At 60.4% G+C, this 24,957-nt stretch carries 30 protein-coding genes; 17 read left to right on the top strand and 13 right to left on the bottom strand.

From position 1 onward, the window contains the following. Positions 1-4: 4 nt before the first annotated feature. A complete protein-coding gene (locus tag HDC30_RS28095; RefSeq protein ID WP_183786054.1) occupies positions 5-811 on the bottom strand; it encodes a TatD family hydrolase in 807 nt (268 codons plus the stop codon). Between the two features lie 235 nt (positions 812-1,046). Here HDC30_RS28095 and HDC30_RS28090 point away from each other — a divergent pair, with 235 nt between their 5' ends. The 3 genes from HDC30_RS28090 to HDC30_RS28080 all read left to right on the top strand — a co-directional run bounded on the left by HDC30_RS28090 (position 1,047) and on the right by HDC30_RS28080 (position 3,568). Further along, the gene (locus tag HDC30_RS28090) at positions 1,047-2,468 is read left to right on the top strand and encodes a transglycosylase SLT domain-containing protein (RefSeq protein ID WP_183786052.1); all 1,422 of its coding nucleotides are present in this window, start codon (positions 1,047-1,049) and stop codon (positions 2,466-2,468) included. 108 nt (positions 2,469-2,576) lie between these two features. After that, a complete protein-coding gene (locus HDC30_RS28085; protein ID WP_183786050.1) occupies positions 2,577-3,011 on the top strand; it encodes a DoxX family protein in 435 nt (144 codons plus the stop codon). 248 nt (positions 3,012-3,259) lie between these two features. Beyond that, positions 3,260-3,568, top strand: coding sequence for a hypothetical protein (locus HDC30_RS28080; protein ID WP_003226820.1), 309 nt, complete (start codon positions 3,260-3,262; stop codon positions 3,566-3,568). Positions 3,569-3,573: 5 nt separating this feature from the next. Here the strand turns inward: HDC30_RS28080 and greB are convergent, their stop codons facing one another. Genes greB through HDC30_RS28065 form a run of 3 tightly spaced genes read right to left on the bottom strand, consistent with a single transcriptional unit; the run spans position 3,574 to position 7,293 of the window. After that, on the bottom strand, positions 3,574-4,071 hold the full coding sequence (gene greB / locus HDC30_RS28075) for a transcription elongation factor GreB (RefSeq protein ID WP_016770885.1): 498 nt from the start codon (positions 4,069-4,071) through the stop codon (positions 3,574-3,576). 34 nt (positions 4,072-4,105) lie between these two features. Further along, positions 4,106-6,610: an ABC transporter permease gene (locus HDC30_RS28070; protein ID WP_183786048.1), complete on the bottom strand. Its 2,505-nt coding sequence runs from the start codon at positions 6,608-6,610 to the stop codon at positions 4,106-4,108. After that, positions 6,610-7,293, bottom strand: coding sequence for an ABC transporter ATP-binding protein (locus HDC30_RS28065; RefSeq protein WP_007964778.1), 684 nt, complete (start codon positions 7,291-7,293; stop codon positions 6,610-6,612). The genes HDC30_RS28070 and HDC30_RS28065 overlap by 1 nt, the downstream gene beginning before the upstream one ends. 10 nt (positions 7,294-7,303) lie before the next feature. Here HDC30_RS28065 and HDC30_RS28060 point away from each other — a divergent pair, with 10 nt between their 5' ends. From HDC30_RS28060 to HDC30_RS28050, 3 genes are all read left to right on the top strand, one after another. Continuing rightward, positions 7,304-7,909 carry an arylesterase gene (locus HDC30_RS28060; RefSeq protein WP_007964780.1) on the top strand — a complete coding sequence of 202 codons (606 nt, stop codon included), beginning with the start codon at positions 7,304-7,306 and terminating at the stop codon, positions 7,907-7,909. Between the two features lie 57 nt (positions 7,910-7,966). Then, complete coding sequence (locus tag HDC30_RS28055; protein WP_003226812.1) at positions 7,967-8,260, top strand: hypothetical protein; 294 nt, start codon at positions 7,967-7,969, stop codon at positions 8,258-8,260. A gap of 136 nt (positions 8,261-8,396) precedes the next feature. Continuing rightward, on the top strand, positions 8,397-9,368 hold the full coding sequence (locus tag HDC30_RS28050; protein ID WP_027613458.1) for a L,D-transpeptidase family protein: 972 nt from the start codon (positions 8,397-8,399) through the stop codon (positions 9,366-9,368). A 122-nt stretch (positions 9,369-9,490) separates the two neighbouring features. On the opposite strand, the gene oprI is transcribed toward HDC30_RS28050, so the two are convergent. After that, entirely contained in the window at positions 9,491-9,742 is a 252-nt protein-coding gene (gene oprI / locus HDC30_RS28045) for an outer membrane lipoprotei OprI (RefSeq protein ID WP_025113130.1), read from the bottom strand. A 635-nt stretch (positions 9,743-10,377) separates the two neighbouring features. On the opposite strand from oprI, the gene HDC30_RS28040 reads away from it, so the two are divergent. After that, positions 10,378-10,659 (top strand): GNAT family N-acetyltransferase, encoded by a 282-nt coding sequence (locus HDC30_RS28040; protein ID WP_003226804.1) that lies wholly within the window; start codon positions 10,378-10,380, stop codon positions 10,657-10,659. A gap of 60 nt (positions 10,660-10,719) precedes the next feature. Here the strand turns inward: HDC30_RS28040 and HDC30_RS28035 are convergent, their stop codons facing one another. Together HDC30_RS28035 and HDC30_RS28030 are read right to left on the bottom strand one after the other, a co-directional pair. Further along, positions 10,720-11,796: a 3-deoxy-7-phosphoheptulonate synthase gene (locus tag HDC30_RS28035; RefSeq protein ID WP_027613457.1), complete on the bottom strand. Its 1,077-nt coding sequence runs from the start codon at positions 11,794-11,796 to the stop codon at positions 10,720-10,722. Positions 11,797-11,925: 129 nt separating this feature from the next. Continuing rightward, positions 11,926-12,369 carry a PilZ domain-containing protein gene (locus tag HDC30_RS28030; protein ID WP_003226800.1) on the bottom strand — a complete coding sequence of 148 codons (444 nt, stop codon included), beginning with the start codon at positions 12,367-12,369 and terminating at the stop codon, positions 11,926-11,928. Between HDC30_RS28030 and HDC30_RS28025 the strand changes: the two genes are divergently transcribed. From HDC30_RS28025 to cysB, 5 genes are all read left to right on the top strand, one after another. Then, positions 12,368-12,754 (top strand): co-chaperone YbbN, encoded by a 387-nt coding sequence (locus HDC30_RS28025; RefSeq protein ID WP_027613456.1) that lies wholly within the window; start codon positions 12,368-12,370, stop codon positions 12,752-12,754. The two genes, HDC30_RS28030 and HDC30_RS28025, sit on opposite strands and share 2 nt — an antisense overlap. After that, positions 12,755-13,711, top strand: coding sequence for a putative 2-dehydropantoate 2-reductase (locus tag HDC30_RS28020; RefSeq protein WP_183786046.1), 957 nt, complete (start codon positions 12,755-12,757; stop codon positions 13,709-13,711). It begins immediately after the preceding gene. A gap of 28 nt (positions 13,712-13,739) precedes the next feature. Then, positions 13,740-14,645 carry a 5'-nucleotidase gene (locus tag HDC30_RS28015; protein WP_027613454.1) on the top strand — a complete coding sequence of 302 codons (906 nt, stop codon included), beginning with the start codon at positions 13,740-13,742 and terminating at the stop codon, positions 14,643-14,645. 98 nt (positions 14,646-14,743) lie between these two features. Further along, positions 14,744-15,247, top strand: a complete 504-nt coding sequence (locus HDC30_RS28010; protein ID WP_027613453.1) for a universal stress protein — start codon at positions 14,744-14,746, stop codon at positions 15,245-15,247. Positions 15,248-15,360: 113 nt separating this feature from the next. Then, on the top strand, positions 15,361-16,335 hold the full coding sequence (gene cysB, locus HDC30_RS28005) for an HTH-type transcriptional regulator CysB (RefSeq protein WP_007908591.1): 975 nt from the start codon (positions 15,361-15,363) through the stop codon (positions 16,333-16,335). A 9-nt stretch (positions 16,336-16,344) separates the two neighbouring features. Here cysB and HDC30_RS28000 read toward each other — a convergent pair whose 3' ends face one another. Both HDC30_RS28000 and HDC30_RS27995 read right to left on the bottom strand, forming a co-directional pair. Beyond that, complete coding sequence (locus HDC30_RS28000; RefSeq protein ID WP_183786044.1) at positions 16,345-16,827, bottom strand: GreA/GreB family elongation factor; 483 nt, start codon at positions 16,825-16,827, stop codon at positions 16,345-16,347. A 2-nt stretch (positions 16,828-16,829) separates the two neighbouring features. Then, positions 16,830-17,240, bottom strand: coding sequence for a hypothetical protein (locus tag HDC30_RS27995; protein WP_041069540.1), 411 nt, complete (start codon positions 17,238-17,240; stop codon positions 16,830-16,832). 124 nt (positions 17,241-17,364) lie between these two features. Between HDC30_RS27995 and earP the strand changes: the two genes are divergently transcribed. Then, on the top strand, positions 17,365-18,507 hold the full coding sequence (gene earP, locus HDC30_RS27990; protein WP_183786042.1) for an elongation factor P maturation arginine rhamnosyltransferase EarP: 1,143 nt from the start codon (positions 17,365-17,367) through the stop codon (positions 18,505-18,507). 48 nt (positions 18,508-18,555) lie between these two features. Then, complete coding sequence (locus HDC30_RS27985) at positions 18,556-19,125, top strand: elongation factor P (protein WP_003226785.1); 570 nt, start codon at positions 18,556-18,558, stop codon at positions 19,123-19,125. 190 nt (positions 19,126-19,315) lie between these two features. Here HDC30_RS27985 and HDC30_RS27980 read toward each other — a convergent pair whose 3' ends face one another. The 3 genes from HDC30_RS27980 to HDC30_RS27970 all read right to left on the bottom strand — a co-directional run bounded on the left by HDC30_RS27980 (position 19,316) and on the right by HDC30_RS27970 (position 21,541). Beyond that, positions 19,316-19,735, bottom strand: a complete 420-nt coding sequence (locus tag HDC30_RS27980) for an organic hydroperoxide resistance protein (RefSeq protein WP_007964807.1) — start codon at positions 19,733-19,735, stop codon at positions 19,316-19,318. 320 nt (positions 19,736-20,055) lie between these two features. Further along, the gene (locus tag HDC30_RS27975; RefSeq protein ID WP_103368328.1) at positions 20,056-20,511 is read right to left on the bottom strand and encodes a MarR family winged helix-turn-helix transcriptional regulator; all 456 of its coding nucleotides are present in this window, start codon (positions 20,509-20,511) and stop codon (positions 20,056-20,058) included. A gap of 73 nt (positions 20,512-20,584) precedes the next feature. Continuing rightward, complete coding sequence (locus HDC30_RS27970; RefSeq protein ID WP_096794959.1) at positions 20,585-21,541, bottom strand: LysR family transcriptional regulator; 957 nt, start codon at positions 21,539-21,541, stop codon at positions 20,585-20,587. Positions 21,542-21,651: 110 nt separating this feature from the next. Here HDC30_RS27970 and HDC30_RS27965 point away from each other — a divergent pair, with 110 nt between their 5' ends. After that, positions 21,652-22,401, top strand: a complete 750-nt coding sequence (locus HDC30_RS27965) for a sulfite exporter TauE/SafE family protein (protein WP_027613445.1) — start codon at positions 21,652-21,654, stop codon at positions 22,399-22,401. On the opposite strand, the gene HDC30_RS27960 is transcribed toward HDC30_RS27965, so the two are convergent. Then, entirely contained in the window at positions 22,391-23,245 is an 855-nt protein-coding gene (locus HDC30_RS27960; RefSeq protein ID WP_025113145.1) for a LysR substrate-binding domain-containing protein, read from the bottom strand. The two genes, HDC30_RS27965 and HDC30_RS27960, sit on opposite strands and share 11 nt — an antisense overlap. A gap of 96 nt (positions 23,246-23,341) precedes the next feature. Here HDC30_RS27960 and HDC30_RS27955 point away from each other — a divergent pair, with 96 nt between their 5' ends. Together HDC30_RS27955 and HDC30_RS27950 are read left to right on the top strand one after the other, a co-directional pair. Next, positions 23,342-23,563, top strand: a complete 222-nt coding sequence (locus HDC30_RS27955; protein WP_097088306.1) for a DUF1127 domain-containing protein — start codon at positions 23,342-23,344, stop codon at positions 23,561-23,563. A 64-nt stretch (positions 23,564-23,627) separates the two neighbouring features. After that, positions 23,628-24,854 carry a winged helix-turn-helix domain-containing protein gene (locus HDC30_RS27950; RefSeq protein ID WP_097088305.1) on the top strand — a complete coding sequence of 409 codons (1,227 nt, stop codon included), beginning with the start codon at positions 23,628-23,630 and terminating at the stop codon, positions 24,852-24,854. Positions 24,855-24,957 lie beyond the last annotated feature (103 nt).

The raw sequence follows: 24,957 nt of genomic DNA, 5'->3' as shown, positions 1-24,957 counted from the left end.
TGTATCAGGGCAGGGCGGGGAGGTTGAAGAACGCGCGGGCACACGCCGTTGTGTGCGCAGCCAGATCTTCCTCGGTCTCGCCCCGATGCAGCGCCACTTCGCGCAGCACCTCGGTCAGATACGCCGGCTCATTGCGGCCGTTCTTCGGCTTTGGGCGCAAGGTGCGAGGTAGCAGGTACGGCGCGTCGCTTTCTAGCATCAGTCGTCCGCGCTTGATCTCCTTGACCAGCGGGTGCAGATGCGTGCCCCGGCGCTCGTCGCAGATCCAGCCGGTGATGCCGATGTGCAGATCCAGATCGAGATAACTGAACAGGGCTTTTTGCTCGCCGGTAAAGCAGTGCACCACGGCGGCGGGCAGTTGATCGCGGAAGTCCCTGAGGATTTCCAGCAGACGCTGACTGGCATCCCGCTCATGCAGGAACACCGGCAATTGCAGTTCTACTGCCAGCGCCAGATGTTCTTCGAGGACTTTTTCCTGTTGCGGGCGTGGCGAGAAATCACGGTTGAAATCCAGTCCGCATTCACCCACGGCGACCACGTTTGGCTCGTGCAGCAGGCTGCGCAAACGGCGCGCGCTGTCAGCGTTCCAGTCACTGGCCGAATGCGGGTGAATGCCAGCGGTGGCAAACAGCCGCTGGCCGCTTTTATCCAGTTGCCGGCAGAGCTCCAGCGCCTGCTCGCTACTCTCGACGCTGGTGCCGGTCAGCACCAGTTGGCAGACCCCTGCAGCGTAGGCGCGGTCGAGCACGGCCTGATGTTTTTCGGCGAAACTGGGGTTGGTCAGGTTGACGCCGATATCGATGAGTTGCATGGTTCTACCTCGGGCCGAAGGCCGGAAAGCATACCAGAGCTGTAGATTTATAAGAAAAGCCAAGAACTACAACGAGTTATAGCTGTCTTTTGATGCCGTGACGTAGCCCGGGTTGGCAGAAAAGCCATCGCTGTGCCAGTCTCTCGCACTTTGCCAGCGCTCCAGGCGCTCTGTTTTCGTCGGTGATTTCGACCGTTCGGCGGTGAAATCACCCCGTATTCTTTCCGGAGAGTGGATGCATCGTCCCTCGGTTTTGCTCCTGTTGTGCGCGTCGCTGCTGCTGCCGATAACGGCGGTTGCGCGCCTGCCCGGGCCACAGCAAGCCGTGCCGGCCGCCAAGGTTAGTGACCTGTCGGAGATCCGCAGCAGTCGCGTGTTGCGCGTGCTGGTCAATCAGAGTCGCAACAGTTCCGGTGAAGTCCAGGGTCAGGCCATCGGCGTCGAATACCATCGCCTGCGCGCCTTCGAGCAATACCTCAATGGCCACGCCCGCGATGGTCAGGAAATTACCCTCAAGATCATTCCCAAAGCCAAGGATCAACTGCTCGGCGCGTTGCAGCGTGGTGAAGGTGATCTGGTCGCGCCCGGTGAGCTGCTTGATCTGCAACCCGGCCACGCGGTGGCCAGTAGCGAGCCGATCGCCAGCAACGTGCCGCTGGTGCTGGTCGGCATCAAGGGCGAGCGTCGTTACACCAAGGTCGAGCAGCTTTCCGGCAAAACCCTGGCGTTGCCCACCGGCAGTGCGGCGGGGGAGGCGGTCAGCCAGCTCAATCAGAAACTGGCGTTGCACAAACTGGCGCCGATCAAGATCGAATGGGTCGATCCGACGCTGGCGGTTGAAGACGTGCTGGAGATGGTGCAGGGCGGGATTTTCCACCTGACCATCGTCGAGCAACCGATCGCCGAGCGTTGGGGCAAGATCCTGCCCAAGCTGCGTTTCGACCGGCAATTGATGATCAGCGAACCGGGTGAGGAATACTGGTTCGTGCGCCGTGATGCCTCGATGCTGCGAGCGAGCATCGATCGCTTTCTGGTCGGCTACAGGAAGCCGGCGAACGAGGATGCAGAGTTTCTGCGGATTTATCGACGGCTCTATCAAGTGCATTATCCGTTGGCCAAGGCTGACCGCCAGCGTCTGGAGAAACTGCGCCCGACCCTGCAAAAACACGCCGACGCGCAAAGCATGGACTGGCTGAACCTGGCGGCGCTGGCCTTCAAGGAGTCAGCCCTGCAACCCAGCGCCCGCAGCGGCAGTGGCCCGACCGGGTTGATGCAGATTACCCCGTCCGCAGCGCAGCGAGTCGGTGTGAGCAACATCCAGAATCTCGATGCGAATGTGCAGGCCGGGGCCAAGTACCTGGCGATGATTCGCCGCAAGTTTTTCAACAGTCCGAAACTCAATGAGCGCGAGCGCATGGCGTTCACCCTGGCGGCCTACAACATCGGCCCGGAGCGGGTGCAAGGCATGCGCGCGGAGGCACGGCGGCGCGGGCTGAATCCGAACCAGTGGTTCTTTCAGGTCGAGCGCATCGCCATGGAGCAGGTGGGCATGGGCCCCGTCAGCTATGTTAATAGCGTGAACAAGTATTACTTGGCGTTCGACCGGGAACGGGAGTCGCTGGAGCCCCGGGGACAGAAAGTCGCTTCACGGAAATGATCTAATAATTTGATTGTTATAGCGGAATAATTGCGCTTTTAACATGAATTTAACTGATTAATATAGCGGCCAATCCCAACACACTTCTCGCAAAACAAGGAATGCCCCATGAGCTCTCTGATCAACAAGGTTATGTTCACTCGCGCCGGTTACGGCCTGACCATTCTGCGTATCGCGGTCGGCGTGATCTTCGCCGCCCACGGTTCGCAAAAACTGTTTGGTCTGTTCGGTGGTTACGGTCTGGCGGGCACCGCGCAATACATGGACAGCATCGGTCTGCACCCGGGTTACCTGATGGCCACGCTGGCCGGCGGTACCGAGTTCTTCGCCGGTCTGGCGCTGATCATCGGCCTGCTGGTGCGCCCGGCGGCGCTGGGTCTGACCTTCCTGTCGCTGGTGGCGATCTTCACCGTACACATCAGCAACGGTCTGTTCATGGCCAACAACGGTTACGAGTTCGCCCTGGCGCTGCTCGGTGGCAGCCTCGCGGTGATGATCGAAGGCGCCGGCAAGCTGTCGGTGGATCGCGCCATCGCCGGTTGAGCGCTCTGGCTCAAGCAAAAGGCCCGCATTGTGCGGGCCTTTTTTGTTGCGGCCGATTCTTGACACTCATCGGTCACGTTATCTAGGATGTTGCTCATGCGCCGATTTAAACAGCTACTTGCGGGGCGCCAGGTGACTCAGACAGTTGCCGTCAGAAGCCGGAACAGGGCTTCGAAATACCGCTAAAGCGCTGGTTCGGTGTTGCCTCTCACCTGCCATGCAGACTTTTGAGGCAGAGACACGACACGATGAATGCACTACGCCCTCCAGCACGTCCCGCGCCGATCACGGCACATATCACCCAGCGCAACCCGAAAATCCTGCTTGGCGGCAAACATCAGCCAACGCTGTTGCGTTATCTCGATGGCTGGCCACGTCGCAGCGGCGGTCCTGCCGCGTTCCTGATCCAGTTCGTTGAAGATGGCGAGTCGCTGGCGCGGTTTGCCAGTGACAGTTTTGATCTGGCAGTGATTCAGGCACCGAGCGCTGAAGACGCGCCGGAAATGATCAAGCAACTGACCCGCGTTGCGCGGCAGGGTTTGATCACCCGCCGCTGAAACGCTCAGGGATATTCGATCGCCACGATATAGACAAACTGCTCACCGGTTGGCGTCTGTACCCGGACTTCGGCGTCCAGCGCCTTGCCGATCAAGGCGCGGGCCAGTGGTGAGTCGATGCTGATCAGACCCAGTTTCAGATCCAGTTCATCCGGACCGACGATGCGGTAGCGCGACTGCTTGCCGTCTTCGTCCTCGATGGTGACCCAGGCGCCGAAGTAGACCTTGTTCGGATCGCTGGGTTTTTCGCTGACGACCTTCAGTGCTTCGAGACGCTTGGTGAGAAATCGCACGCGGCTGTCGATCTCGCGCAGCATTTTCTTGCCGTAGGTGTATTCGGCGTTTTCCGAACGATCACCCTGCGCCGCTGCTTCGCTGACCGCTTGCGTCACCTGCGGGCGGCGTACATGCCACAGCTCATGGAATTCGGCGCGCATCCGCGCTTCACCTTCAGGGGTGATCAGCGCGGTGCCGGCGGTGCGGGGAGGGCGATAACGGCTCATGGCAACTTCTTGTGGTGACGAAGGCTGGAGTCTATCAACCCTCGCGCAGGACTGTCAGCGGACTCGCATTCAATGCTCGACGCGTACCGAACACGCCGGCACCGCCAATCAGCGCGGCGCCAATCAACGGCAGCATCAGCAACCACGGATGCGGATGCCATGGCAGATCGAAGGCAAAGCGATACAACACCAGACTCACCACTTCCGAACCGATGGCCGCGAGCAAGCCGCTGACCGCACCGAGCAAGCCGAACTCGATGCGCCGCGCCTTGATCAGCAACTGCCGTTGGGCGCCCAGCGCACGCAGCAGCGCACCTTGGCGAATGCGTTCATCCAGGGTTGCCTGCAAGCCGGAGAACAGCACCGCCATCCCCGCCGCCAACACAAACAACAACACGTATTCCACCGCCAGGGTGACCTGGGCGAGGATGCTGCGCAGTTGTTCGAGCAAGGCTTCGACCTGAAGGATGGTCACCGCCGGGAAGGCTCGCGACAGCTCGACGATCTGCTGATCGTGACCGGGGGCCAGATAGAAACTGGTCAGGTAAGTCGCCGGCAGATCCTTCAGGGTGCCGGGCTGGAAGATCATGAAGAAGTTCGGCTGGAAGTTGTCCCAGTTGATCTCGCGCAGGCTGGTGACTTTCGCTTCACGATTGACCCCGCCGACGCTGAACACCATGTGATCGCCGAGTTTGAGCTTGAGGCTTTCGGCGACTTTACCTTCAACCGACACGCCCGGTACGTCGTCCGAGGGTTGCCCGGTCCACCACGTACCGGCGGTGAGCTTGTTGCCAGCCGGGAGGTCGGCGGCCCAGGTCAGGCTCAAGTCACGTTGCACGGCACGGTCGCCGGCCGAATCCTTGCTGACGATCTGCTGCACCGGGTCACCGTTGATGCTGATCAGCCGCCCTGGTACTACCGGGTACAGGGGCGCCGCTTGTGCGGACACCTTGATCAAATGATCGGTGAAGGCTTGTTTGTCCCCCGGCAGGATATTCAGGGCAAAGTAGTTCGGAGCATTTTTCGGCAACTGGTTTTGCCAGGTGTCGAGCAGCTCGCCACGCAGCAGGGCGATCAGCGCCATCGACAGCAGGATCAGACCGAACGCCAGCGCTTGCCCGGCCGCCGCCAGCGGATGACGCAACAACTGGCCCAGACCGAGGCGCCACGGCAGCGGCGCGCGGGCGAGCATTCGGCGCAGGCTGTTGAGCAACAACAGCAGCAAGCCACCCAGCACCAGCGCAGCGACCACGCCGCCGCCAAGCAGAGCGAAGGTCAGCAGCAGATCCAGACTCAGACGCCACATGATCAGGCCCAGTGCACCCAGCGCCGCGCCATAGACCATCCAGGTGCTCGACGGAATCGGCAGCATGTCACGGCGCAATACCCGCAGCGGTGGCACCCGACCCAGCGCGGCAAGTGGCGGCAGGGCAAACCCGGCGAGCGCTACCAGCCCGGTGCCGATCCCGGCGAGCGCCGGAAACAGGCCGCCCGGTGGCACATCGGCAGGCAGTAGATCATGTAATAGAGCGAACAGGCCCAGTTGCGCCAGCCAGCCGAGCACCGCGCCACTGAGGGCAGCGAACAGGCCGAGCACGGTCAGTTGAATGCTGAACAACAGCATCGTTTCCCGACGCGACAAACCAAGGCAGCGCAGCAAGGCACTGGCATCGAAGCGGCGACTGGCGAAGCGGTTGGCCGACAGCGCCACGGCCACACCGGCCAACAGCACCGCGACCAGACTGGCCATGTTCAGGTAGCGCTCGGCCTTGCCCAGTGCGCCGCCAATCTGCCGGTTACCGTCGCGCGCATCCTGAATGCGCTGATTGGCGGCCAGGCCGGGTTTAAGCAGTTGTCGATAGGTTTCCAGTGCCTGCGGTTCGCCGCGCCACAGTTCGCGATAACTCACGCGGCTGCCGGGTTGCACTACGCCGGTGGCGGCGAGGTCATCGAGATTGATCATCACCCGAGGCGTGAGGCTGTAGAAGTTGCCGGCGCGATCCGGCTCGTAAGTCAGCACGCGGGTCAGCTTCAAGGTTTTCATGCCGACGTCGATGCTGTCGCCGATCTTCAGATCCAGCGCAGTCAGCAGACGAGCTTCAACCCACGCTTCACCGGGTTGCGGCTCGCCGCCCGAGGTTTCAGCGGCAAACGGGGCCGGGGCACTTTTCAGCTCGCCGCGCAGCGGGTAGGCGCGGTCGACGGCTTTGATACTCGATAACTGAATGCCATTGTCGGTGGCAATGACGCTGGAAAACTCCACCACCTGTGCATGATTCAAGCGCAGCTCAGTGCCGCTGCGAATCTGTTCGTCGCGGGCCGGCGAGCTGCCCTCAAGCACCAGATCGGCGCCAAGGAACTCGGTGGCGCGCAGCATCATCGCGCCGTTGAGGCGGGCGCCGAAGTAGCCTATGGCAGTACTCGCCGCCACTGCGACGACCAGGGCAAAAAACAACACGCGCAATTCGCCGGCGCGTGCATCGCGCATGAGTTGACGTAGTGCGAGACTGAACAGACGCAACAGCGGCAGACGTGCCATCAAGGCTCCAGAGGGGCAACCAGCAGCCCGGCTTCAAGTCGGATCAGGCGCCGGCAGCGATGGGCCAGGCGTTCGTCGTGGGTCACCAGCACGAGGGTGGTGCCGCGTTCCTTGTTCAGTTCGAACAGCAAGTCGCTGATGCGCTCGCCGGTGTGGCTGTCGAGGTTGCCGGTGGGTTCGTCGGCGAACAGCACGTCCGGCTCGGCAGCGAAGGCCCGGGCAATCGCCACGCGTTGTTGTTCGCCGCCGGAGAGCTGGCGCGGCGAGTGTGTCAGGCGCTGGCCGAGACCGACCCGTTGCAGCAGTTCGGTGGCGCGTTCTCGGGCGTCTTTGCGGCCATCGAGTTCCAGCGGCAGCATGACGTTTTCCAGGGCGTTGAGGCTGTCGAGCAACTGGAAGGATTGAAAGACGAAACCCACGTGTTCGGCACGGATTCGCGCGCGCTGGTCTTCGTCGAGATTGCTCAGGCCTTGCCCCGCGAGGATGACTTCGCCGCTGCTTGGCAGGTCGAGGCCGGCGAGCAGGCCGAGCAGGGTGGATTTGCCGGAACCGGACGCGCCGACGATGGCCAGGCTGTCGCCCTGGTTCAGTTCCAGGCTGAGTTCGTGCAGGATAGTCAGTTCACCTTCCGCGCTGGGAACCACTTTGCTGAGGTTCTTCGCGGTGAGAATGCTTGCGCCCATGGAGAATCCGATGCGTGTTTGGTTTTTGAGTGCTGGCCTGGCCTTGATGTGCATGGCCCAGAACGCAGCGGCGGGTACTGTCCTGATCGTTGGCGATAGTATCAGCGCCGGTTTCGGACTGGATACCCGCCTGGGGTGGGTATCGCTGCTCGAGCAACGGCTCAAGCAGGAGGGTTTTGACGACAAAGTGGTCAATGCCTCGATCAGCGGCGACACCAGTGCCGGAGGCCAGGCGCGCCTGCCGGCGCTGCTTGCAGAGCACAAGCCGGAACTGGTGATCCTCGAGCTTGGGGGCAATGATGGCCTGCGCGGAATGCCGCCAACGCAATTGCAACAAAACCTTGCGGCGATGATCGACAGCTCGCGCCAGAGTGGCGCCAAGGTGTTGCTGCTGGGCATGCAATTGCCGCCCAACTACGGCAAGCGTTACACCGATGCCTTTGCCGAGGTCTACGGCAAACTTGCGGACGATAAAAAAATCCCGCTGGTGCCGTTTTTCCTCGACGGCGTGGGTGGGCATCCCGAGCTGATGCAGGCCGATGGTCTGCATCCGGCCGCCGGGGCTCAGGGCAAGTTGCTGGAAAATGTCTGGCCGACGCTAAAACCGCTGTTATGAGGCTTTTCTAGTGGCAGGCTTTCGGCTAATGTGGCGCCCCCTTATTTGGAGCCCCCGATGCCGCGTCCTGCCTGGTCCCTGTTTGCCTACCAACTGATCGAGCCTGACGAACAGCTGGATCTGTTCGCCTGCCAGGAAGTGCGGGTGCATCTGGTGACCCGTCAGCTCGAACTCGGTGGCTCGGCAGACCGCACGTTGTGTGGCAGTCTGCTTCCAGCCCAACCGCGTTGGTCGAGTGTGGATCGTCGGGTGTTTCAGGATCAGCGTCTGTGTTCGTTGTGCCGGGCGATTCTCGAGTCGCAGAAGCGCGGCACCTCGCCGATCTGGCCTGAGTTGCGTTTCGAACTCTAGGATCAACAGATCGCAGCCTGCGACAGCTCCTACATGAAGACTTCTGGCTGGCCATCGGCGCATCTCCCCGAATTCCCGAGGTGCGGTGTACAATCGCGCTCTTATACCCTTGTTGATCATGCGAAGGATTTTCCGGATGTTGCCGCGCTTTCCTGCCGTCACCCGCTGCCTGTCACTTGCCGCCCTGTGTGTGGCCGGTCCCGTTGCTGCATTGGAGTTTCCCCTGCCACCACCCGGTGAGGACATCATCGGCCAGGTGCAGGTGATCAAGGCCAAATACGAAGACACCTTCGCTGACCTGGGCACCAAGTACGACCTGGGTTATTCGGAAATGGTCGCGGCCAACCCGGGCGTCGATGCCTGGCTGCCGGGCGCCGGTACCGAAATCGTCCTGCCGACCCGGTTCATTCTGCCGCCGGGTCCACGCGAAGGCATCGTGATCAACCTCGCCGAGTACCGCCTCTACTACTACCCGAAAGGCCGGAACGTGGTGTACACCTTCCCGCTGGGGATTGGGCGTGAAGGTTGGGGCTCGCCAATCGCACACACCTCGATCACTGCCAAGACGCCGAACCCGACCTGGACCCCTCCGGCGTCGATCAAGGCCGAGCACGCCGCCGACGGTGATCCGCTGCCGAACGTGGTACCGGCCGGCCCGGACAACCCGCTGGGGCCGTTCAAGTTCACCCTGGGCACTCCGGGCTACCTGATCCACGGTTCGAACAAGAAGTTCGGCATCGGCATGCGCACCAGCCACGGCTGCTTCCGCATGTTCAACAACAACGTGCTGGAAATGGCGGCCATGGTGCCGGTCGGCACTTCGGTGCGCATTCTCAACGATGCGTACAAGTTCGGCAGCAGTGGCGGCAAGGTCTATCTGGAAGCGCACACACCCATCGATGACAAGGGCAACCCGTCGGTGGTCGACAAGCACACTGCAGTGATCAATGCGATGCTCAAGCGCGAAGATGTCACCAACAACCTGCGCGTGAACTGGGATGTCGTGCGTGATGTGGTAGCGGCCGAAGATGGCCTGCCAACTGAAATCGGCACACCGAATACCTCGGCGCCGATGGTCTCGAACACCCCGATCGACCTGCAGCAGTAAGTCGATCAAAACCCGCAGGCGCGTGCAGCGTCGGCGGGTTTTTTATTGCCCGGGGGAAAGTACCGGCAATAAAAAAGCCGACCCAAAAAATGGGTCGGCTTGATAACAATCCCGAGGGATTATTACTTGCGGCTAGCTTTGTCCAGCATACGCAGAGCACGCTCGTTAGCTTCGTCAGCAGTCTGTTGTGCTTTTTGAGCAGCAGCCAGAGCTTCATCAGCTTTACGGTATGCTTCGTCTGCACGAGCTTGAGCGCGAGCAGCTGCGTCTTCAGTAGCGGTCAGACGTGCTTCGGTTTCTTTCGATGCGCTGCTGCAACCGGTAGCCAGAACTGCGGCCAGAGCCAGAGCAGAGAATTTCAGAACGTTGTTCATCGTGTTCCCCTTCAAGGACTTTCAATTAAGTGGCTTTCTCCTCCGATTGAGGAAATAGCCGGCGTACATACTACCCATTACTTGTAGTAAGTAAACTGACGGAGCGCAAGAAGCAAAAAAAATTGTAGGCGTTGATTCTTTTTCGAGCAACTTTTAACCGGGCTGTATAAAAAATATCCAGCTGCAGGCCCCGGCCTGAGCGTGTTAATGAGAAAAAGTTCCCGTTGTCCGGTGCTGTTTCTGCGTCTTGCACCAAGTCTGCCTAGATGAATTCGTCTACACTTTTGTTCCGATTTTGCATGACACCTCACATATCTTTGTCGCTCTTGAGGTGACTTTAAAGAAGAGGCTGCGTCTTAAGTCTCGACATCCGGCAATGTTCAGGCGAGTGCCTGGGGAATATCGTCCCCGCGCCTGCCACTACGCCCATCGGAGTCACCCGTTCAACGAGCATGATGACGAGCGCACCTTGAGCATTTTCGCCAATGGTGCCTACTATTTATGACGTGCTCGATTGCGCGAGACCGGTGTGGTTTTTCTCGGTGTCCATCAGGCACGGGGTGGCGTAGATGTTCCTTCGCCGGAAAAACATCGGTAAGGTAGGGGTCAGAATTCGAGACCCGCGAGGAGTAGTGATGAGCGAGGCGTTGTCCATCCACCATGACCAGGCTGGTCATCAGTTCGAGACCAATGTGGACGGTCATCGTGCCTACCTGACCTATATGGATCTGGGGAAACAGACCCTGGATATCTATCGCACCTTCGTGCCCAACGCCTTGCGCGGCCGTGGCATTGCCGCCGCGCTGACCGAAAGCGCGCTGCAGTACGCCGAAGAAATGGGCTACACGGTGATCCCGTCATGCTCCTACGTCGAGCGCTACATGGAACGTCATCAGCGCCGCGCCGCCAAGATCTGAATCGCACACACAAAAACGCCGGGCAATGCCCGGCGTTTTTTTATGCCCGTGAAACGCTGATCAGCTGCGCTGACGTTTCGGCAGAACATCCTTGAGCTTGGCGTGCATGCCGCGCAGGGTGTTCTCGGTGGCGGACCAGTCGATGCAGGCATCGGTGATCGACACGCCGTATTGCAGGTCGGCGAGGTCTTTCGGGATGGCCTGGCAGCCCCAGTTCAGATGACTCTCGACCATCAGGCCGATGATCGACTGGTTGCCTTCGAGGATCTGGTTGGCGACGTTCTCCATCACCAGCGGTTGCAGAGCCGGGTCCTTGTTGGAGTTGGCGTGGCTGCAATCAACCATGATGTTCGGTTTGATCTTCGCCTTGTTCAGCGCCTGCTCGCACAGGGCGACGCTGACCGAATCGTAGTTCGGCTTGCCGTTGCCGCCACGCAGCACCACGTGACCGTAGGCGTTGCCCTTGGTGGTGACGATCGACACGCCACCTTCCTGGTTGATCCCCAGGAAACGGTGCGGGCTGGACACCGACTGCAGGGCGTTGATCGCCACGGTCAGGCCGCCGTCGGTACCGTTCTTGAAGCCGACAGCCGAGGACAGACCGGAAGCCATTTCACGGTGGGTCTGGGATTCGGTAGTGCGTGCGCCGATGGCCGACCAGCTGATCAGGTCCTGCAGATACTGCGGGGAGATCGGGTCGAGGGCTTCGGTGGCGGTCGGCAGGCCTTTCTCGGCCAGGTCCAGTAGTAACTGGCGACCGATATGCAGACCGTCCTGAATCTTGAACGAGTCATCCAGGTACGGATCGTTGATCAGGCCTTTCCAGCCAACGGTGGTTCGTGGCTTCTCGAAATACACGCGCATGACCAGATACAGGGTGTCGGAGACTTCCTCCGCCAGCACCTTGAGGCGATCGGCGTATTCGTGGGCAGCCTTGATATCGTGGATCGAGCACGGGCCGATCACTACGAACAGACGGTGGTCGGTGCCATCAAGAATGTTGCGAATGACTTCGCGGCCCTTGGTGACGGTGCGCAGCGCAGCATCGCTCAGAGGGATATCACGCTTGAGCTGATCGGGAGTGATCAGGGTCTCGTTAGAGGCGACGTTTAGGTCGTTGATCGGTAAATCAGCCATCGTTTACTCGTCAGGTCACGGGTGCCGGCCGCCAGCGATCCCCGCGCGGCGGAGCACAGCAGATTTAAGCGCGTCGGGGAGCCGAACCTTAGCGCGTCAGACGCGGCTCGACAATGGGCAAACGCCGCTTTAATCCAGCACTGGCTGGGCAAAAGCCTTGCGCACGCTGTCGTGGGAGAACTCGTCGGCGTGTTGTTCGACCCATTGCAGGGCCAGCGCCTGAATATCCTGCAGATCGTCGTGGGCCTCGTTCATGCGGCAATAACGTTCGATCTGGCACACCTGTTCGCCCATCCGGGCACTGAACAGCGTCTGCTCATCGGTGAACGCGATCCCCACCAGATAGCCCTTTTTGCGCCGCAGACACCACGCGACATAGCCCGGATAACAGATCTCGGCGTTGAGTGTCGGCATGCGCACCTGCAGCGCCGTGCCGTGGCGCCAGGCGCGGTGATAATTGCAAGCGATCCCGCCGAGGCTGATAGTGTGCAGCTGTTGCCTGGAAATACACTCGGGCTTGAGCAAGGTTAATTCAACCGGCACTTCGTCCGGATGAGGAATGAAACGTCCCATGAGCACAGACTCCCTGTGTCGGCCATTTGACATTGTTTCCCCCAGTATAGTGGTCGAATCCGAGCTGACCGATTTCGACGCCGACCAGCGGCTGCTGGCGATGAGCGGCGTTTCGCTGGTGATTTTCACCAGCGTCGGCTGTTCCAGCTGCCGCTATGCCAGAGAGGTGTTGCCCGGGTTCGAGCTGGCGGTGGATCGCCTGTGCTGGATCGATGCCGGCAACAACGGCGGGTTGGTGGAGCGCTATCAGGTCTTTCATTTGCCGGCGCTGTTTGTGGTACGCGACGGCGAGTTCTTTGGGGCATTGCACACGCGTCTGACCGCCGTTGCGCTGAACGCGGCAGTGGCGCAGGCGCTGGGTCGAATTGCAGAGGAGTTGCCATAGATGGTGGGAGCAGACAGCAAACCGGTGATCGGGATTATCGGCACCGGGGCCATTGGCGGGTTTTACGGTCTGATGCTGGCGCGGGCCGGTTTCGATGTGCACTTTTTACTGCGCAGTGAATTCTCGGCGGTGGTCGAACGTGGTTTGCAGGTGGACAGTGCCGTGCATGGCACCCTGACGCTGAACCCGGTGCAGGCGTATGCGAAGGCCGAGGACATGCCGGCTTGCGACTGGTTGCTGGTCGGCGCCAAGACCACCAGCAGCGCTGGTCTGGCCCCGGCGATCATTGCTGCGGCCAGGCCCGGCGCGAAAGTGCTGGTGCTGCAGAACGGTCTGGACGTCGAAGACAGCTTGCGCGAGTTGCTACCCGATTCCCTGCATCTGCTCGGTGGTCTGTGCCTGATCTGCGTGCATCGCGAAGGGCCGGGACACATCACCCATCAGGCCTTGGGTGCGGTGAATGTCGGCTATCACAGTGGCCCGGCGGCGGATGAAGCGGCGCGCACGGCACTGGTCGAGGAGGGCGCCGGTCTGTTCCGCGCCGCTGGCATCGATTCGCAGGCGATGCCCAATCTGCAACAGGCGCGCTGGCAGAAACTGGTGTGGAATATTCCCTACAACGGTCTCTCGGTGTTGCTCGGTGCCGGCACCACGCCGCTGATGGCCGACGCGGACAGTCGCGCGCTGATCCAGGCGTTGATGGCCGAAGTGGTGCAGGGCGCCAAGGCCTGCGGTCACGACGTTCCGCCCGGTTACGCCGAGTACCTGTTCATGATGACCGAGAAAATGCCCGACTATTGGCCGAGCATGTACCACGATTTCCTGCATAAACGGCCGCTGGAACTGGAGGCGATTTATGCCCGGCCACTGGCTGCGGCCAAAGCGGCAGGCTGTGAGTTGCCACGGATCGAAGCGCTGTATCGCACATTGAGTTTTATCGACCGACGCAACACTTGAGTCGGTTTTCGGGGGAGTGGGGGAAGGCATGGCCAAGAACATCGATGACAAACTGGTGCTGGCGATTTCGTCTCGCGCCTTGTTCGACCTGAGTGAGAGTCACAAGGTTTACCTGGCGAGCGGCGTCGAAGCCTATCGGCAATACCAGATTGAACACGAAGACGAAATTCTCGCGCCCGGCGATGCGTTCCCGCTGGTGGAAAAACTCCTGAGCCTCAACAGTCGCCTCGATCGCGCCCGGGTCGAGGTGATTCTGGTTTCGCGCAACAGTGCCGACACCGGCCTGCGCGCGTTCAACTCGATCGATCATTATGGGCTGGACATCTCGCGGGCGGCCTTCGTCGGCGGGCGCAGTCCGTATCCCTATCTCAAAGCGTTTGGCTGTGACTTGTTTCTGTCCACCCACGCCGAGGATGTGCGCGCCGCGCTGGACGCCGGGTTTGCCGCGGCGACGATTCTTTCCGGCGGCGCCAGTCGCGCGGCCAGTGATGAGTTGCGCATCGCCTTCGACGGCGACGCGGTGTTGTTCTCCGACGAATCCGAGCGCGTTTATCAGGCCGGCGGGCTGCTGGCGTTTCAGGCCAAGGAACGCGAGTCGGCGCGCGAGCCCTTGCGCGGTGGGCCTTTCAAGGGCTTTCTGGCGGCACTCAATGCGCTGCAACGCGAGTTCCCCGAAGACGACTGCCCGATTCGCACGGCGCTGGTTACCGCGCGTTCGGCACCGGCCCATGAGCGGGTGATCCGCACCTTGCGCGAGTGGGACATCCGCCTCGACGAGTCGCTGTTTCTCGGCGGGCTGACCAAATCGGCGTTTCTCGAAGCCTTCGCTGCCGATGTGTTCTTCGACGATCAGACCGGCCACTGCGAGGCGGCCCGCGAAGTGGTCGCCACCGGTCACGTACCGCATGGCATCAGTAACGAACCGTCGATCTAAAGCCCCAGTGCTTCAAGACGTTGCGTCGCACGTCGTACTCGCCAAGGCACTGCTAAGCTGAATCAAATCTCCGCCATGTTGGCACGCGAGGAGGTCATATGATTCGTTCGATGCTGTATGCCACTGACCTCGGTCTGTACGCACCTTTAGTGATGCAGCATGCCCTGGCGCTGGCGCGGACATTCAATGCCGACTTGTATGTGGTGCATGCAGTGGAGCCCATGGGGCTGTTTGCCGAGTCGGTGTTGCAGAGTTATCTCGACGAACAGGCATTGAACGAATTTCACAGTCAGGGTCTGAAAACTGTCATCGCCAATATCGAGCAACGGGTGCTGGACAGTTTTCGCGAAGAGCTGGGCGACGAGGGCGAGCAGGATCTGCAGCGGATTTGCGCGGTTCGGGTGGTGCAGGGCGATCCGGCGCAGGTGATTCTCGACCAGGTGCAGAAACTCTCTGTGGATTTGCTGATCGTAGGCACTCACAGCCACGGCGTAGGGGCGGAAACGCCTTTGGGGCGCACGGCGACTCGGGTCCTGCAATTGGCCAAGGTGCCGGTTTATCTGGTGCCATTGGTGGAGCGCCGGCGCCGGGGGGATCGCTGAAGCGGGAATAATGGCCTTTTGATAAAAAAGTTCTAGATTTATTCATCAAACCATTAATATAGTTATATATCGTCGCTGATGCCCGTGGCGTCTACCTGCTTTGAGGGATACATATGAAGCTTCAACAATTGCGCTACATCTGGGAAGTGGCGCACCACGACCTCAACGTTTCCGCTACCGCCCAAAGCCTTTACACCTCGCAACCGGGTATCAGTAAACAGATCCGCCTGCTGGAAGACGAACTTGGCGTTGAAGTGTTTGCCCGCAGCGGCAAGCACCTGACCCGCGTTACCCCGGCCGGCGAGCGCATCATCACCACCGCGGGCGAAATCCTGCGCAAGGTTGAAAGCATCAAGCAGATTGCCCAGGAATTCTCCAACGAGAAAAAAGGCACCCTGTCGATCGCCACCACCCACACCCAGGCGCGTTATGCACTGCCGCCGGTGATCAGCAATTTCATCAAGCAATACCCGGACGTGGCGCTGCACATGCACCAGGGTTCGCCGATGCAGATCGCCGAGATGGCCGCTGACGGCACCGTCGATTTCGCCATCGCCACCGAAGCGCTGGAACTGTTCGGTGATCTGGTGATGATGCCGTGCTATCGCTGGAATCGCTGTGTGGTCGTGCCCCAGGGCCACCCGCTGACCAAGCTGCCGAAGCTGACCCTCGAAGCGCTGGCCGAATACCCGATCGTGACTTACGTGTTCGGTTTCACCGGCCGTTCGAAGCTCGACGAAGCGTTCAGCCATCGTGGCCTGACGCCGAAAGTGGTGTTCACCGCAGCCGACGCCGACGTGATCAAAACCTACGTGCGTCTGGGCCTGGGTGTGGGTATCGTCGCCAAGATGGCGGTCGACACCAAGCTCGATAACGACCTGGTGGTGCTGGATGCCAGCGAACTGTTCGAGTCGAGCATCACCAAGATCGGTTTCCGTCGCGGTACTTTCCTGCGGGGCTTCATGTGCGACTTCATCGAGAAGTTCGCTCCACACCTGACCCGCGAAGTGATGGCCAAAGCCATCCAGTGCCACAACAAGCAGGAACTGGAAGAGCTGTTCGACGGCGTCGAACTGCCGGTCCACTAAGACCCTGCCTCAAAGCACCTCGGTGACAGCAAACTGTTGCCGGGTGCCCGCCACCAGAATCTCCACTTCATCGCCCTCGAACTTGCCCAGCAGGCTTTTGCCCAGCGGCGAGCGCGGGGTGATGACGGTAATCGGCTGACCCACCACATCGACTTTCAGGCCCGCCGCATCCGGGGCCAGAAACAGCCATTGCTCGCGCCCTTTTTCGTCTTCCAGACCGAGCAGGGCGCCAATCTCGATGCCGCGATTTTCGTCGTAGGCACGCAGCGTCAGGCTCTGGCACAGCGCCAGTGACTGGCGGATCTCCTCGACCCGTTTCGCCTGACCCGCCGCCAGATAGGAAGCCTCAAGCCCGAGCGTGTCGTATTTGTTCTCGGCGATGTTCTCTTCGTGGGTCGCGGTTTCGTAAGCGGTCTGCGCGGCGCGTTCGGCGATGTCGAGGTCGACGCGCAGTTTGTCGAGGATCAGTTGGTGGACGGTGTGTTTGTTCATGATCAATCGCAGAATTGCAAAACGTTGGCGCGGCTCTTTTCGCTCGGCGCGGTCTGGTCCTGTTGCAGCCAGAACTGGCATTTCGGATTTGACTGGTTGCGACTGCTGCCGCGAGCCTGATCCAGGCGCGCCTGCTGCTCGTTCTTGCGCAGGTTTTCTTCGTACTGTTCGAACAGCGGACTCTGTGGCGGAATGTCCGGTTGTACCTGAACGGCCGCTGGCGGCTTGGCCAGTTGCTGCACCGCCTGAGCAACCGGTGCCAGTTGCTCGGTCAACACAAAACGCGAAATCAGCCAGCAAGTCAGGGCAATGGCCAGAAAACCCAGCCACATGCCCAGGGCAATGCTGCCGGTCAGTTGCAGCGCGCTAAGCTGAACGGGCAACGGGCGACGCGGGTTGGGGCGATAGGGCATGGCTGCCTCCTGGCGGATGATTGCGGGCAAGTGGCGATTGTCGCACGAAGATTAATCGCCGTCGGCTCTTCTGCGCGAGGTCATTTATGCGGACAATCAGCGCTTTTGCCAACGGGAGTCTTGCATGCCGATACCGAAAACCCGCTGGGATATTTTTTGCACCGTGGTCGACAACTATGGCGACATCGGCGTGACCTGGCGTCTGGCCCGGCAACTGGTAGCCGAGCATGGGCTGGCGGTGCGCCTGTGGGTCGACGACCTGCGCGCCTTCGAGCGTATCTGCCCCGAGATCGACATCCACCTGGCGCAGCAATCGCAGCAGGGCGTCGAGGTGCGGCACTGGCCGAGCGACTGGCCGCAGACAGAAGCGGCGGACGTGGTGATCGCCGCGTTCGCTTGTCAGTTGCCAACCGCTTATATGGACGCCATGGCCGAGCGGCAACAGCCACCGCTGTGGATGAACCTCGATTACCTCAGCGCCGAAGACTGGGTCACCGGTTGTCACGGTTTGCCATCGGTGAAGTACAAGTCGGTGCAGAAATTCTTTTTCTTTCCCGGATTTCAGCCGGGGACGGGCGGCTTGCTGCGTGAAAGCGGTCTGCTTGAGCGGCGTCAGCAATTTCAGCAGGACGCGGCTGCGCAGCGACAATTCCTGCAAGGCCTGGGCGTAGATCGCGCAGCTGACGCACAGCTGATCTCGTTGTTTGCCTACGAAAATGCCGGGCTGGCCAGTTGGCTGGATGCGTTGGCGGCCGATAGCACGCCGACCCATCTGCTGGTGCCGGAAGGGCGGATTCTCGGTGACGTTGCGCGCTGGCTCGGGGTCGATGCATTGGCTGTCGGCGATCTGGACGTGCGTCAGGCGCTGACGGTGCAGGTGCTGCCGTTCGTCCGTCAGGATCAATACGATCAGTTGCTGTGGTGCTGCGACTTCAACGCGGTGCGCGGTGAAGACTCGTTCGTCCGTGCACAGTGGGCCGGGCGACCGATGCTCTGGCACATCTATCAGCAGGACGAAGACATTCACCTCGACAAGCTCGATGCCTTTCTCGCGCTCTACACCAAAGGGCTTTCCCCGGCCGCTGCCGAGGCGATGAGCGGTCTGTGGCGGGCCTGGAGTGCCGGGAAACCGATCGGCGAGCACTGGCTCCAGGTCCGTAAACACTGGCCAGAACTGCAGGAAAACGCCGAGCAATGGTGTCTGGAACAAGGCTTGCAGGCGGATCTTGCCACGGCGCTGGTACAGTTTTACCTAAATTGGATATGATACGCGGCCTAGATTTTTGTAAATCCCATCCAAATTCGGATATTCGCAATGAAAACTGGTAAAGAACTCAAACCCGGTACCGTGATCCGTATCGACAACGATCCTTGGCTGGTTCAGAAAGCTGAATTCACCAAGTCGGGCCGTAACAGCGCGATCATGAAGACCAAGCTGAAGAACCTGCTGACCGGTTACAAGACCGAAACCGTTTACGGTGCGGACGACAAGCTGGACGACGTGATCCTCGACCGCAAAGAAGCGACCCTGTCCTTCATCAGCGGCGACACCTACACGTTCATGGACACCACTGACTACACCATGTACGAACTGAACGCCGAAGATATCGAAAGCGTTCTGCCTTTCGTTGAAGAAGGCATGACCGACGTTTGCGAAGCCGTGTTCTTCGAAGAGCGTCTGGTTTCCGTAGAACTGCCGACCACCATCGTGCGTCAGGTTGACTACACCGAAGGTTCCGCTCGCGGTGACACTTCCGGCAAGGTGATGAAGCCTGCCAAACTGAAGAACGGTACCGAGCTGTCGGTTGCTGACTTCATCGAAATCGGCGACATGATCGAGATCGATACCCGCGAAGGCGGTTCCTACAAAGGCCGTGCCAAATAAGCACTGCTTTTTACGGAAAGAAAAAGCCCGACCATTGAGTCGGGTTTTTTTGTGCCTGCGATTCCACGTCTACCCCCGAACCCTGTGGGAGCGAGCTTGCTCGCGAATAGGCCCGGTCAGACAGCCTGTGTGTTGAATGACACAAAGCATTCGCGAGCAAGCCCGCGCCCACAGTGGATTGGTGTTGTTCTCAAACGGTGGTGTGCAGGCGTACGTCAACGTTGCCACGGGTGGCGTTGGAGTACGGGCAGACCTGATGCGCCGCTTCAACCAGGCTCTGTGCATCCGCCTGTTCCAGGCCCGGCAGGCTGATGTGCAGGTCGATGTCCAGACCGAAACCACCAGGAATCTGACCGATACCGACATGAGCAGTGATCGAGGCATCGTCGGGGATTTTGCGTTTGGTCTGGCTGGCGACGAATTTCAGTGCGCCGATGAAGCAGGCCGAGTAACCGGCAGCGAACAGTTGCTCAGGGTTGGTCGCTGCGCCGCCGGCACCGCCGAGTTCTTTCGGGGTAGCGAGTTTGACGTCGAGGATGTTGTCGCTGGAGATCGCACGACCATCACGGCCGCCAGTGGAGGTTGCGATTGCAGTGTAGAGAGTTTGCATGGTGTGGGCCTCGTTGGGTGTCTGTTTTTGCGCTAATTGTTTGCGCGCTAAGTAAGTGCGAGGTGAATGTAGCTCGCTAATGTTTAGTGCGCAAGATAATTTTCTGAAAAATATGCGCTTCGACGAAGGACTGGTTCGTTTGGTTAGCCTGGAAGGCGCGGTTTAGAGAGGATGGCGGGAAGGTCAGGCGTGGAAAAATATTTTTCAGACAACGAGATTACCTGTAGGAGTGAGCCTGCTCGCGATAGCGATGCAGCAGTCAACACGATGGCGGCGCGTTCACCGCTATCGCGAGCGGGCTCACTCCTACAGTGGCGGGCTCAGGCCAAACTGTTTTGCAGATGGTTGCGCAGGGCTTGCAACTCAGATTGAAGCTTCTGCAGGCGTTCGAGGGTGAAACCACTGGCGCCGAGGATGCATTGTGGAATGGTTTGCGCCTTGTCGCGCAGTGCTCGACCTTGCTCGGTCAACTCGACAATCACCACACGCTCATCTTCACGACTGCGCGTGCGGCTGAGCAAGCCTTCACCTTCCAGCCGTTTGAGCAGGGGTGTCAGCGAGCCTGGATCGGTCAGCAACCGCGTGCTGATTTCGCCCACGGTCAAACCATCCTTTTCCCACAGCACCATCATCGCCAGATACTGCGGGTAGGTCAGGCCCAGCGCTTGCAGCAGCGGCTTGTAGACCTTGGTCATCATCAGTGAAGTGGAATGCAGGGCGAAGCACGCCTGATTGTCGAGCAGCAGGTCGTCGCAGGTGTCGCGTTCGGTGGTCATGGCAAAGCCTTGTTCGGTGATGGGCTTGAATCTAGCGCCCGAATGTTTAATGCGCCAGATAATTATCCAGGATCTAGTGTCGGCCCAGCTCGCGTTGCAGCGCCAGATCCCACGGTGGCACCGGGCTGAAGCGGGTCTTGAGGTATTCCAAAAGCAGACGGCTGCGCGAGTGGGTCTGCTGTTCCATGCGCAGCGCATAGATGCCGGTGCTTTCCGGTTGCGGCAGGCCGTTCTCGCAGAACAGCGGCAGCAGTTCGCCGCGCAGCAGGTATTCGCTGGCCAGCCAGGTCGGCAAATGCGCGATGCCCAGCCCGGCCAGAGCACCGCACACCAGCGCTTCGGCATTGTTGGCGCTCATGCGGATGCGCGCGGGGCGATGCAGTTGCATTTGCCCGTCCAGTTCGAAGCGCCAGGCGAAGGGCGGGGCGAGACCTTCCCAATCCAGCCCGTCATGTTCACTCAACTGCGCGGGATGGCGCGGTGCGCCACGGCGTTTGAGGTAGTCGGGGCTGGCGCAGGCAATGCGCACCATGCTCGCCAGCGGCGTGGCGACCAGCCGCGTATCGGCCATTTGCCCGGCGCGCAGCACCAGATCGACTTTGCCCAGATTCGAGCCGTGCATGTCGATGAAGCTGTCGATCAGGTGCAACTGCACGTCGAGGCCCGGGTACAGCACCAGAAAGTCAGCGATGACCGGCGCGAGATGGCGGCGACCAAAAGCGGCCGGGGCATCGATGCGAATCAAGCCTTCCGGCGCACTGCTCAACGACACCGCCTCGGCGCGGGCCAGTTGCAGTTCGCTGACGATGCGTCGTGCTCGCTCGGCAAACGCTAGACCTGCCGGGGTCGCCCGCACGGCGTGGGTGCTGCGAATGAACAACTGGCTGCCAACAGCGCTTTCCAGGCTGTCGATGCGCCGCGCCACGGCGGAAGGCGTCAGCGGATGACGACGGGAAGCTGCAGAAAAACTGCCGCTTTCCAGCACATCGAGAAACAGCCCGAGCTGTTCGGTCAACTGATTGGGATTCATGAGTGATTCGGTGCTTGTGCGAAATTGGCATAGCCATTGTGCGTTGCTGTGCGTTTCCCCGCCAGCCTCTACTGCGTAGGATGAATCGCCTGACGGATGAGGAAATCGTTGTGATCGAGTTTTTGTTGTACCTGCTGTTTGGCGCCGCCCTAGGGACACTGGGCGGGATCTTCGGCATCGGCGGTGGTTTGATCGCCATCCCGCTGCTGGGCGTGTGGTTTGGCCTCGATCAGCAGATCGCCCAAGGCACGGCGCTGGTGATGGTAGTGCCCAACGTGATGCTGGCGCTGTGGCGCTATCATCAGCGCAATCGCATCGAATTGCGTCATGCGCTGCCGCTGGCGGTCATGGGTTTTTGCTTTGCGTGGATCGGTTCGATCTGGGCGGTCGGCATCGATGCGCAAACCATGCGCATCGGTTTTGTCGCGTTCCTCGTGGTGCTCTCGGCGTACAACCTGCTGAAGATGTTCGGCAAGAAAACCGCCGTGACCTCAGAAATGCGTTACTCATGGCCATGGCTCGGTGTTCTCGGCGCAGCGTCCGGGACCATGGGCGGTTTGTTCGGTGTCGGCGGGGCCGTGGTGGCGACGCCCGTGCTGACCAGTCTGTTCGGCACCAGCCAAGTGGTTGCCCAGGGCCTGTCGCTGGCGTTGGCATTGCCGAGCACCGGCGTGACCTTGGTGACGTACGCGGTGCATCACGAAGTGGACTGGATGATCGGCTTGCCGCTGGCCATCGGCGGTCTGGCCAGCATCAGTTGGGGGGTGAAAGTCGCCCACGCCATGCCGGAAAGGCTCCTGCGCGGGCTGTTCTGCGGTTTTCTGGTGCTGTGCGCGGTGATGCTCGCGTTTAAAGTTTGAAGCCTTCGACGATGTGCTCGGCCAAGCATTCGGTGATCGGCGACGGATTGTTCAGGTTGCGGATCAGCATGATGCTGGCCTCGGGCAACAGCGGCAAATCTTCGGCGGCGCCAAGAATGCGCATGTCCGGGGTGATCAGGCTTTCCAGTTGCGCGGTGATCGCCAGACCCGCGCTCACCACCGCCATCAGCGCCGACAGGCTGGTGCTGTTGTAGGCGATGCGGTAGTCACGGCCCATCGCGTCCAGCGCATTGCACGCCCACAAACGGCAGAAACAATCACTGTTGAACATGGCCAGCGGCAACGGCGTCTGCTCGTGGGCGCTGAAATTCTGCGCCTCGGCCCAGACGAAACGCTCCTTGCGCAGCAACTGACCGATCTCGTTGCCCGGCTCGCGGGTGACAATCGACAAGTCCAGATCGGTGCGCTGCAACAGCTGTTTGCTGGACTCGCAATGCACTTCGATCTGGATCAGCGGGTAGAACTGAGCGAACCGCGAGAGGATTCCCGGCAGAAACCGCATCACGTAATCATCCGGCGTACCGATGCGCACGGTGCCGACCATGTGCGGCTCGCGCAGCGTGTTGAACACTTCGCTGTGCAATTTCAGGATGCGCCGCGCGTAACCCAGCAATACCTGGCCTTCGGCAGTCAGGCGTACCTGGCGGCCGTCGCGCTCGAACAACTGACGTTGCAGCACGTCTTCTTCGAGGCGCTTCATCTGCATGCTCACCGCCGATTGCGTGCGGTTGACCATTTCGCCGGCGCGGGTAAACCCGCCTTGATCGGCAATCGCGACGAAGGTGCGCAGGACATCGGTATCGATACTGGGGTAGGCCGACAATTGATGAATCTCCGTGATGAATGCCATCAGAAACATTCGTTGGATTGATCTTAGCGCCAGCGCGAGACTTGAGCCATTCACATGGAGGGCAACACGATGAAAGGTCAAAGAGAGTATGTAGACGACGCAAAATTTTCCGGCCACGGCCATATCGTTTCCGACCTGCTGCACAAGTTTAGCCGCTGGTACGAACTGCACCGAGAACGCGAGTTGCTTGCCAGCCTGAGCGACGAAGCGCTGAAGGACATCGGGGTCAGTCGGGCCGACGTCGAGCACGAGGCCATCCGGCCGTTCTGGGACGATCCGATGCATAAATGATCAGGGCCTTACTACACAAACCACTTTCAGGTGAGGTAGGTTGCGAGCAGACAAGGAGATGCTCATGCCCGCGACTCTGGCCTTTTCCCTCAAACAGGCGCGACGTCTGGCGCTGGCTGCCCAAGGGTTCAATGGGCGCCAGCCGCCGACCGTCAAGGCGCCGCAACTCAACCGGCTGATCGAACGGCTGGGGCTGTTGCAGATCGACTCCGTCAACGCCGTGGTGCGCTCGCACTACCTGCCGCTGTTTTCCCGTCTGGGTTCCTATTCTTCCGATCTGCTCGACCAGGCTGCCTGGAGTTCGGGCCGTCGGCGCACGCTGTTCGAATACTGGGGCCACGAAGCGTCGTTGCTGCCGCTGGCGATGTATCCGTTGATGGGGTGGCGGATGCAGCGGGCCAGAACTGGCAGAGACATCTATCAGCAACTGGCGAAGTTTGGTCTTGAGCAGCAGGACGTCGTGCGCCGGGTTTTAAGCGCGGTTGAGGCGCGCGGTGCATTGGGCGCCGGCAGTCTGTCGACCCGCGAGGACAAGGCCGGGCAATGGTGGGACTGGAGCGCGGAAAAGCATGCGCTGGAATGGTTGTTCGCCGCCGGTGAAGTGACCGTCGCCGGCCGCCGCGGTTTTGAGCGTTTGTATGATTTGCCGGAGCGGGTGATCCCGACGTCGATTCTGCAGCAGCCGTTGCCGGATGAAGCCGAAGCACAACGTGGTTTGCTGCTGCACGCGGCCCAGGCACTGGGCGTCGGCACGGAAAAGGATCTGCGCGATTATTTCCGCTTGAACCCTGGCGATGCGCGCCCGCGTCTGGCGGAACTGGTCGAGGACGGGCAATTGCAGACCTGCGAAGTCGCTGGCTGGCGACAGATCGCCTACTGCCTGCCGCAGCCGAAAGTCCCACGTAAAGTCATCGCCAGTGCGCTGTTGTCACCGTTCGATTCGCTGATCTGGGAGCGCAGTCGCACCGAGCGCTTGTTCGATTTTCGTTATCGGCTGGAGATCTATACGCCGCAGGACAAGCGGGTCTACGGCTACTACGTGTTGCCGTTTCTGCACAATGAGCGGATTGCGGCGCGGGTCGATCTGCGCGCCGAGCGGGCGTCGGGACGATTGGCGGTGCATGCAGTGCACGAGGAAGAGCCGGGGCTGGACGAAGAGGGGATGCTGGCGCTGGCGTTGAATTTGCGGCAGATGGCCGATTGGCTGGGGCTTGCGCGAGTGCAGCTTAATTGTCAGCGCGAGAGTGCGGGGCGGTTGCGGGTGGCATTGGCTGAAGTCTGTAGTGACTGAGCTGGCCTCTTCGCGAGCAGGCTCGCTTGTATGTTTAGACTTGAAGGGGTGGGCGGGACTACAGACTCGATTCTGACTCTGACCAGTACAGACCGTGGGAGAC

It is taken from the genome of Pseudomonas sp. JAI115 (assembly GCF_014200835.1).
Classification (GTDB): Bacteria; Pseudomonadota; Gammaproteobacteria; order Pseudomonadales; family Pseudomonadaceae; genus Aquipseudomonas; species Aquipseudomonas putida_A.
This window is presented reverse-complemented; position numbering and strand designations above follow the sequence as displayed.

What these genes read in the sequence shown, in the direction of transcription:
- HDC30_RS28095 (WP_183786054.1), bottom strand. Translation starts at nt 811, where the DNA reads ATGCAACTCATCGATATCGGCGTCAACCTGACCAACCCCAGTTTCGCC.
- HDC30_RS28090 (WP_183786052.1), top strand. Translation starts at nt 1,047, where the DNA reads ATGCATCGTCCCTCGGTTTTGCTCCTGTTGTGCGCGTCGCTGCTGCTG.
- HDC30_RS28085 (WP_183786050.1), top strand. Translation starts at nt 2,577, where the DNA reads ATGAGCTCTCTGATCAACAAGGTTATGTTCACTCGCGCCGGTTACGGC.
- HDC30_RS28080 (WP_003226820.1), top strand. Translation starts at nt 3,260, where the DNA reads ATGAATGCACTACGCCCTCCAGCACGTCCCGCGCCGATCACGGCACAT.
- greB (WP_016770885.1), bottom strand. Translation starts at nt 4,071, where the DNA reads ATGAGCCGTTATCGCCCTCCCCGCACCGCCGGCACCGCGCTGATCACC.
- HDC30_RS28070 (WP_183786048.1), bottom strand. Translation starts at nt 6,610, where the DNA reads ATGGCACGTCTGCCGCTGTTGCGTCTGTTCAGTCTCGCACTACGTCAA.
- HDC30_RS28065 (WP_007964778.1), bottom strand. Translation starts at nt 7,293, where the DNA reads ATGGGCGCAAGCATTCTCACCGCGAAGAACCTCAGCAAAGTGGTTCCC.
- HDC30_RS28060 (WP_007964780.1), top strand. Translation starts at nt 7,304, where the DNA reads ATGCGTGTTTGGTTTTTGAGTGCTGGCCTGGCCTTGATGTGCATGGCC.
- HDC30_RS28055 (WP_003226812.1), top strand. Translation starts at nt 7,967, where the DNA reads ATGCCGCGTCCTGCCTGGTCCCTGTTTGCCTACCAACTGATCGAGCCT.
- HDC30_RS28050 (WP_027613458.1), top strand. Translation starts at nt 8,397, where the DNA reads ATGTTGCCGCGCTTTCCTGCCGTCACCCGCTGCCTGTCACTTGCCGCC.
- oprI (WP_025113130.1), bottom strand. Translation starts at nt 9,742, where the DNA reads ATGAACAACGTTCTGAAATTCTCTGCTCTGGCTCTGGCCGCAGTTCTG.
- HDC30_RS28040 (WP_003226804.1), top strand. Translation starts at nt 10,378, where the DNA reads ATGAGCGAGGCGTTGTCCATCCACCATGACCAGGCTGGTCATCAGTTC.
- HDC30_RS28035 (WP_027613457.1), bottom strand. Translation starts at nt 11,796, where the DNA reads ATGGCTGATTTACCGATCAACGACCTAAACGTCGCCTCTAACGAGACC.
- HDC30_RS28025 (WP_027613456.1), top strand. Translation starts at nt 12,368, where the DNA reads ATGAGCACAGACTCCCTGTGTCGGCCATTTGACATTGTTTCCCCCAGT.
- HDC30_RS28030 (WP_003226800.1), bottom strand. Translation starts at nt 12,369, where the DNA reads ATGGGACGTTTCATTCCTCATCCGGACGAAGTGCCGGTTGAATTAACC.
- HDC30_RS28020 (WP_183786046.1), top strand. Translation starts at nt 12,755, where the DNA reads ATGGTGGGAGCAGACAGCAAACCGGTGATCGGGATTATCGGCACCGGG.
- HDC30_RS28015 (WP_027613454.1), top strand. Translation starts at nt 13,740, where the DNA reads ATGGCCAAGAACATCGATGACAAACTGGTGCTGGCGATTTCGTCTCGC.
- HDC30_RS28010 (WP_027613453.1), top strand. Translation starts at nt 14,744, where the DNA reads ATGATTCGTTCGATGCTGTATGCCACTGACCTCGGTCTGTACGCACCT.
- cysB (WP_007908591.1), top strand. Translation starts at nt 15,361, where the DNA reads ATGAAGCTTCAACAATTGCGCTACATCTGGGAAGTGGCGCACCACGAC.
- HDC30_RS28000 (WP_183786044.1), bottom strand. Translation starts at nt 16,827, where the DNA reads ATGAACAAACACACCGTCCACCAACTGATCCTCGACAAACTGCGCGTC.
- HDC30_RS27995 (WP_041069540.1), bottom strand. Translation starts at nt 17,240, where the DNA reads ATGCCCTATCGCCCCAACCCGCGTCGCCCGTTGCCCGTTCAGCTTAGC.
- earP (WP_183786042.1), top strand. Translation starts at nt 17,365, where the DNA reads ATGCCGATACCGAAAACCCGCTGGGATATTTTTTGCACCGTGGTCGAC.
- HDC30_RS27985 (WP_003226785.1), top strand. Translation starts at nt 18,556, where the DNA reads ATGAAAACTGGTAAAGAACTCAAACCCGGTACCGTGATCCGTATCGAC.
- HDC30_RS27980 (WP_007964807.1), bottom strand. Translation starts at nt 19,735, where the DNA reads ATGCAAACTCTCTACACTGCAATCGCAACCTCCACTGGCGGCCGTGAT.
- HDC30_RS27975 (WP_103368328.1), bottom strand. Translation starts at nt 20,511, where the DNA reads ATGACCACCGAACGCGACACCTGCGACGACCTGCTGCTCGACAATCAG.
- HDC30_RS27970 (WP_096794959.1), bottom strand. Translation starts at nt 21,541, where the DNA reads ATGAATCCCAATCAGTTGACCGAACAGCTCGGGCTGTTTCTCGATGTG.
- HDC30_RS27955 (WP_097088306.1), top strand. Translation starts at nt 23,342, where the DNA reads ATGAAAGGTCAAAGAGAGTATGTAGACGACGCAAAATTTTCCGGCCAC.
- HDC30_RS27950 (WP_097088305.1), top strand. Translation starts at nt 23,628, where the DNA reads ATGCCCGCGACTCTGGCCTTTTCCCTCAAACAGGCGCGACGTCTGGCG.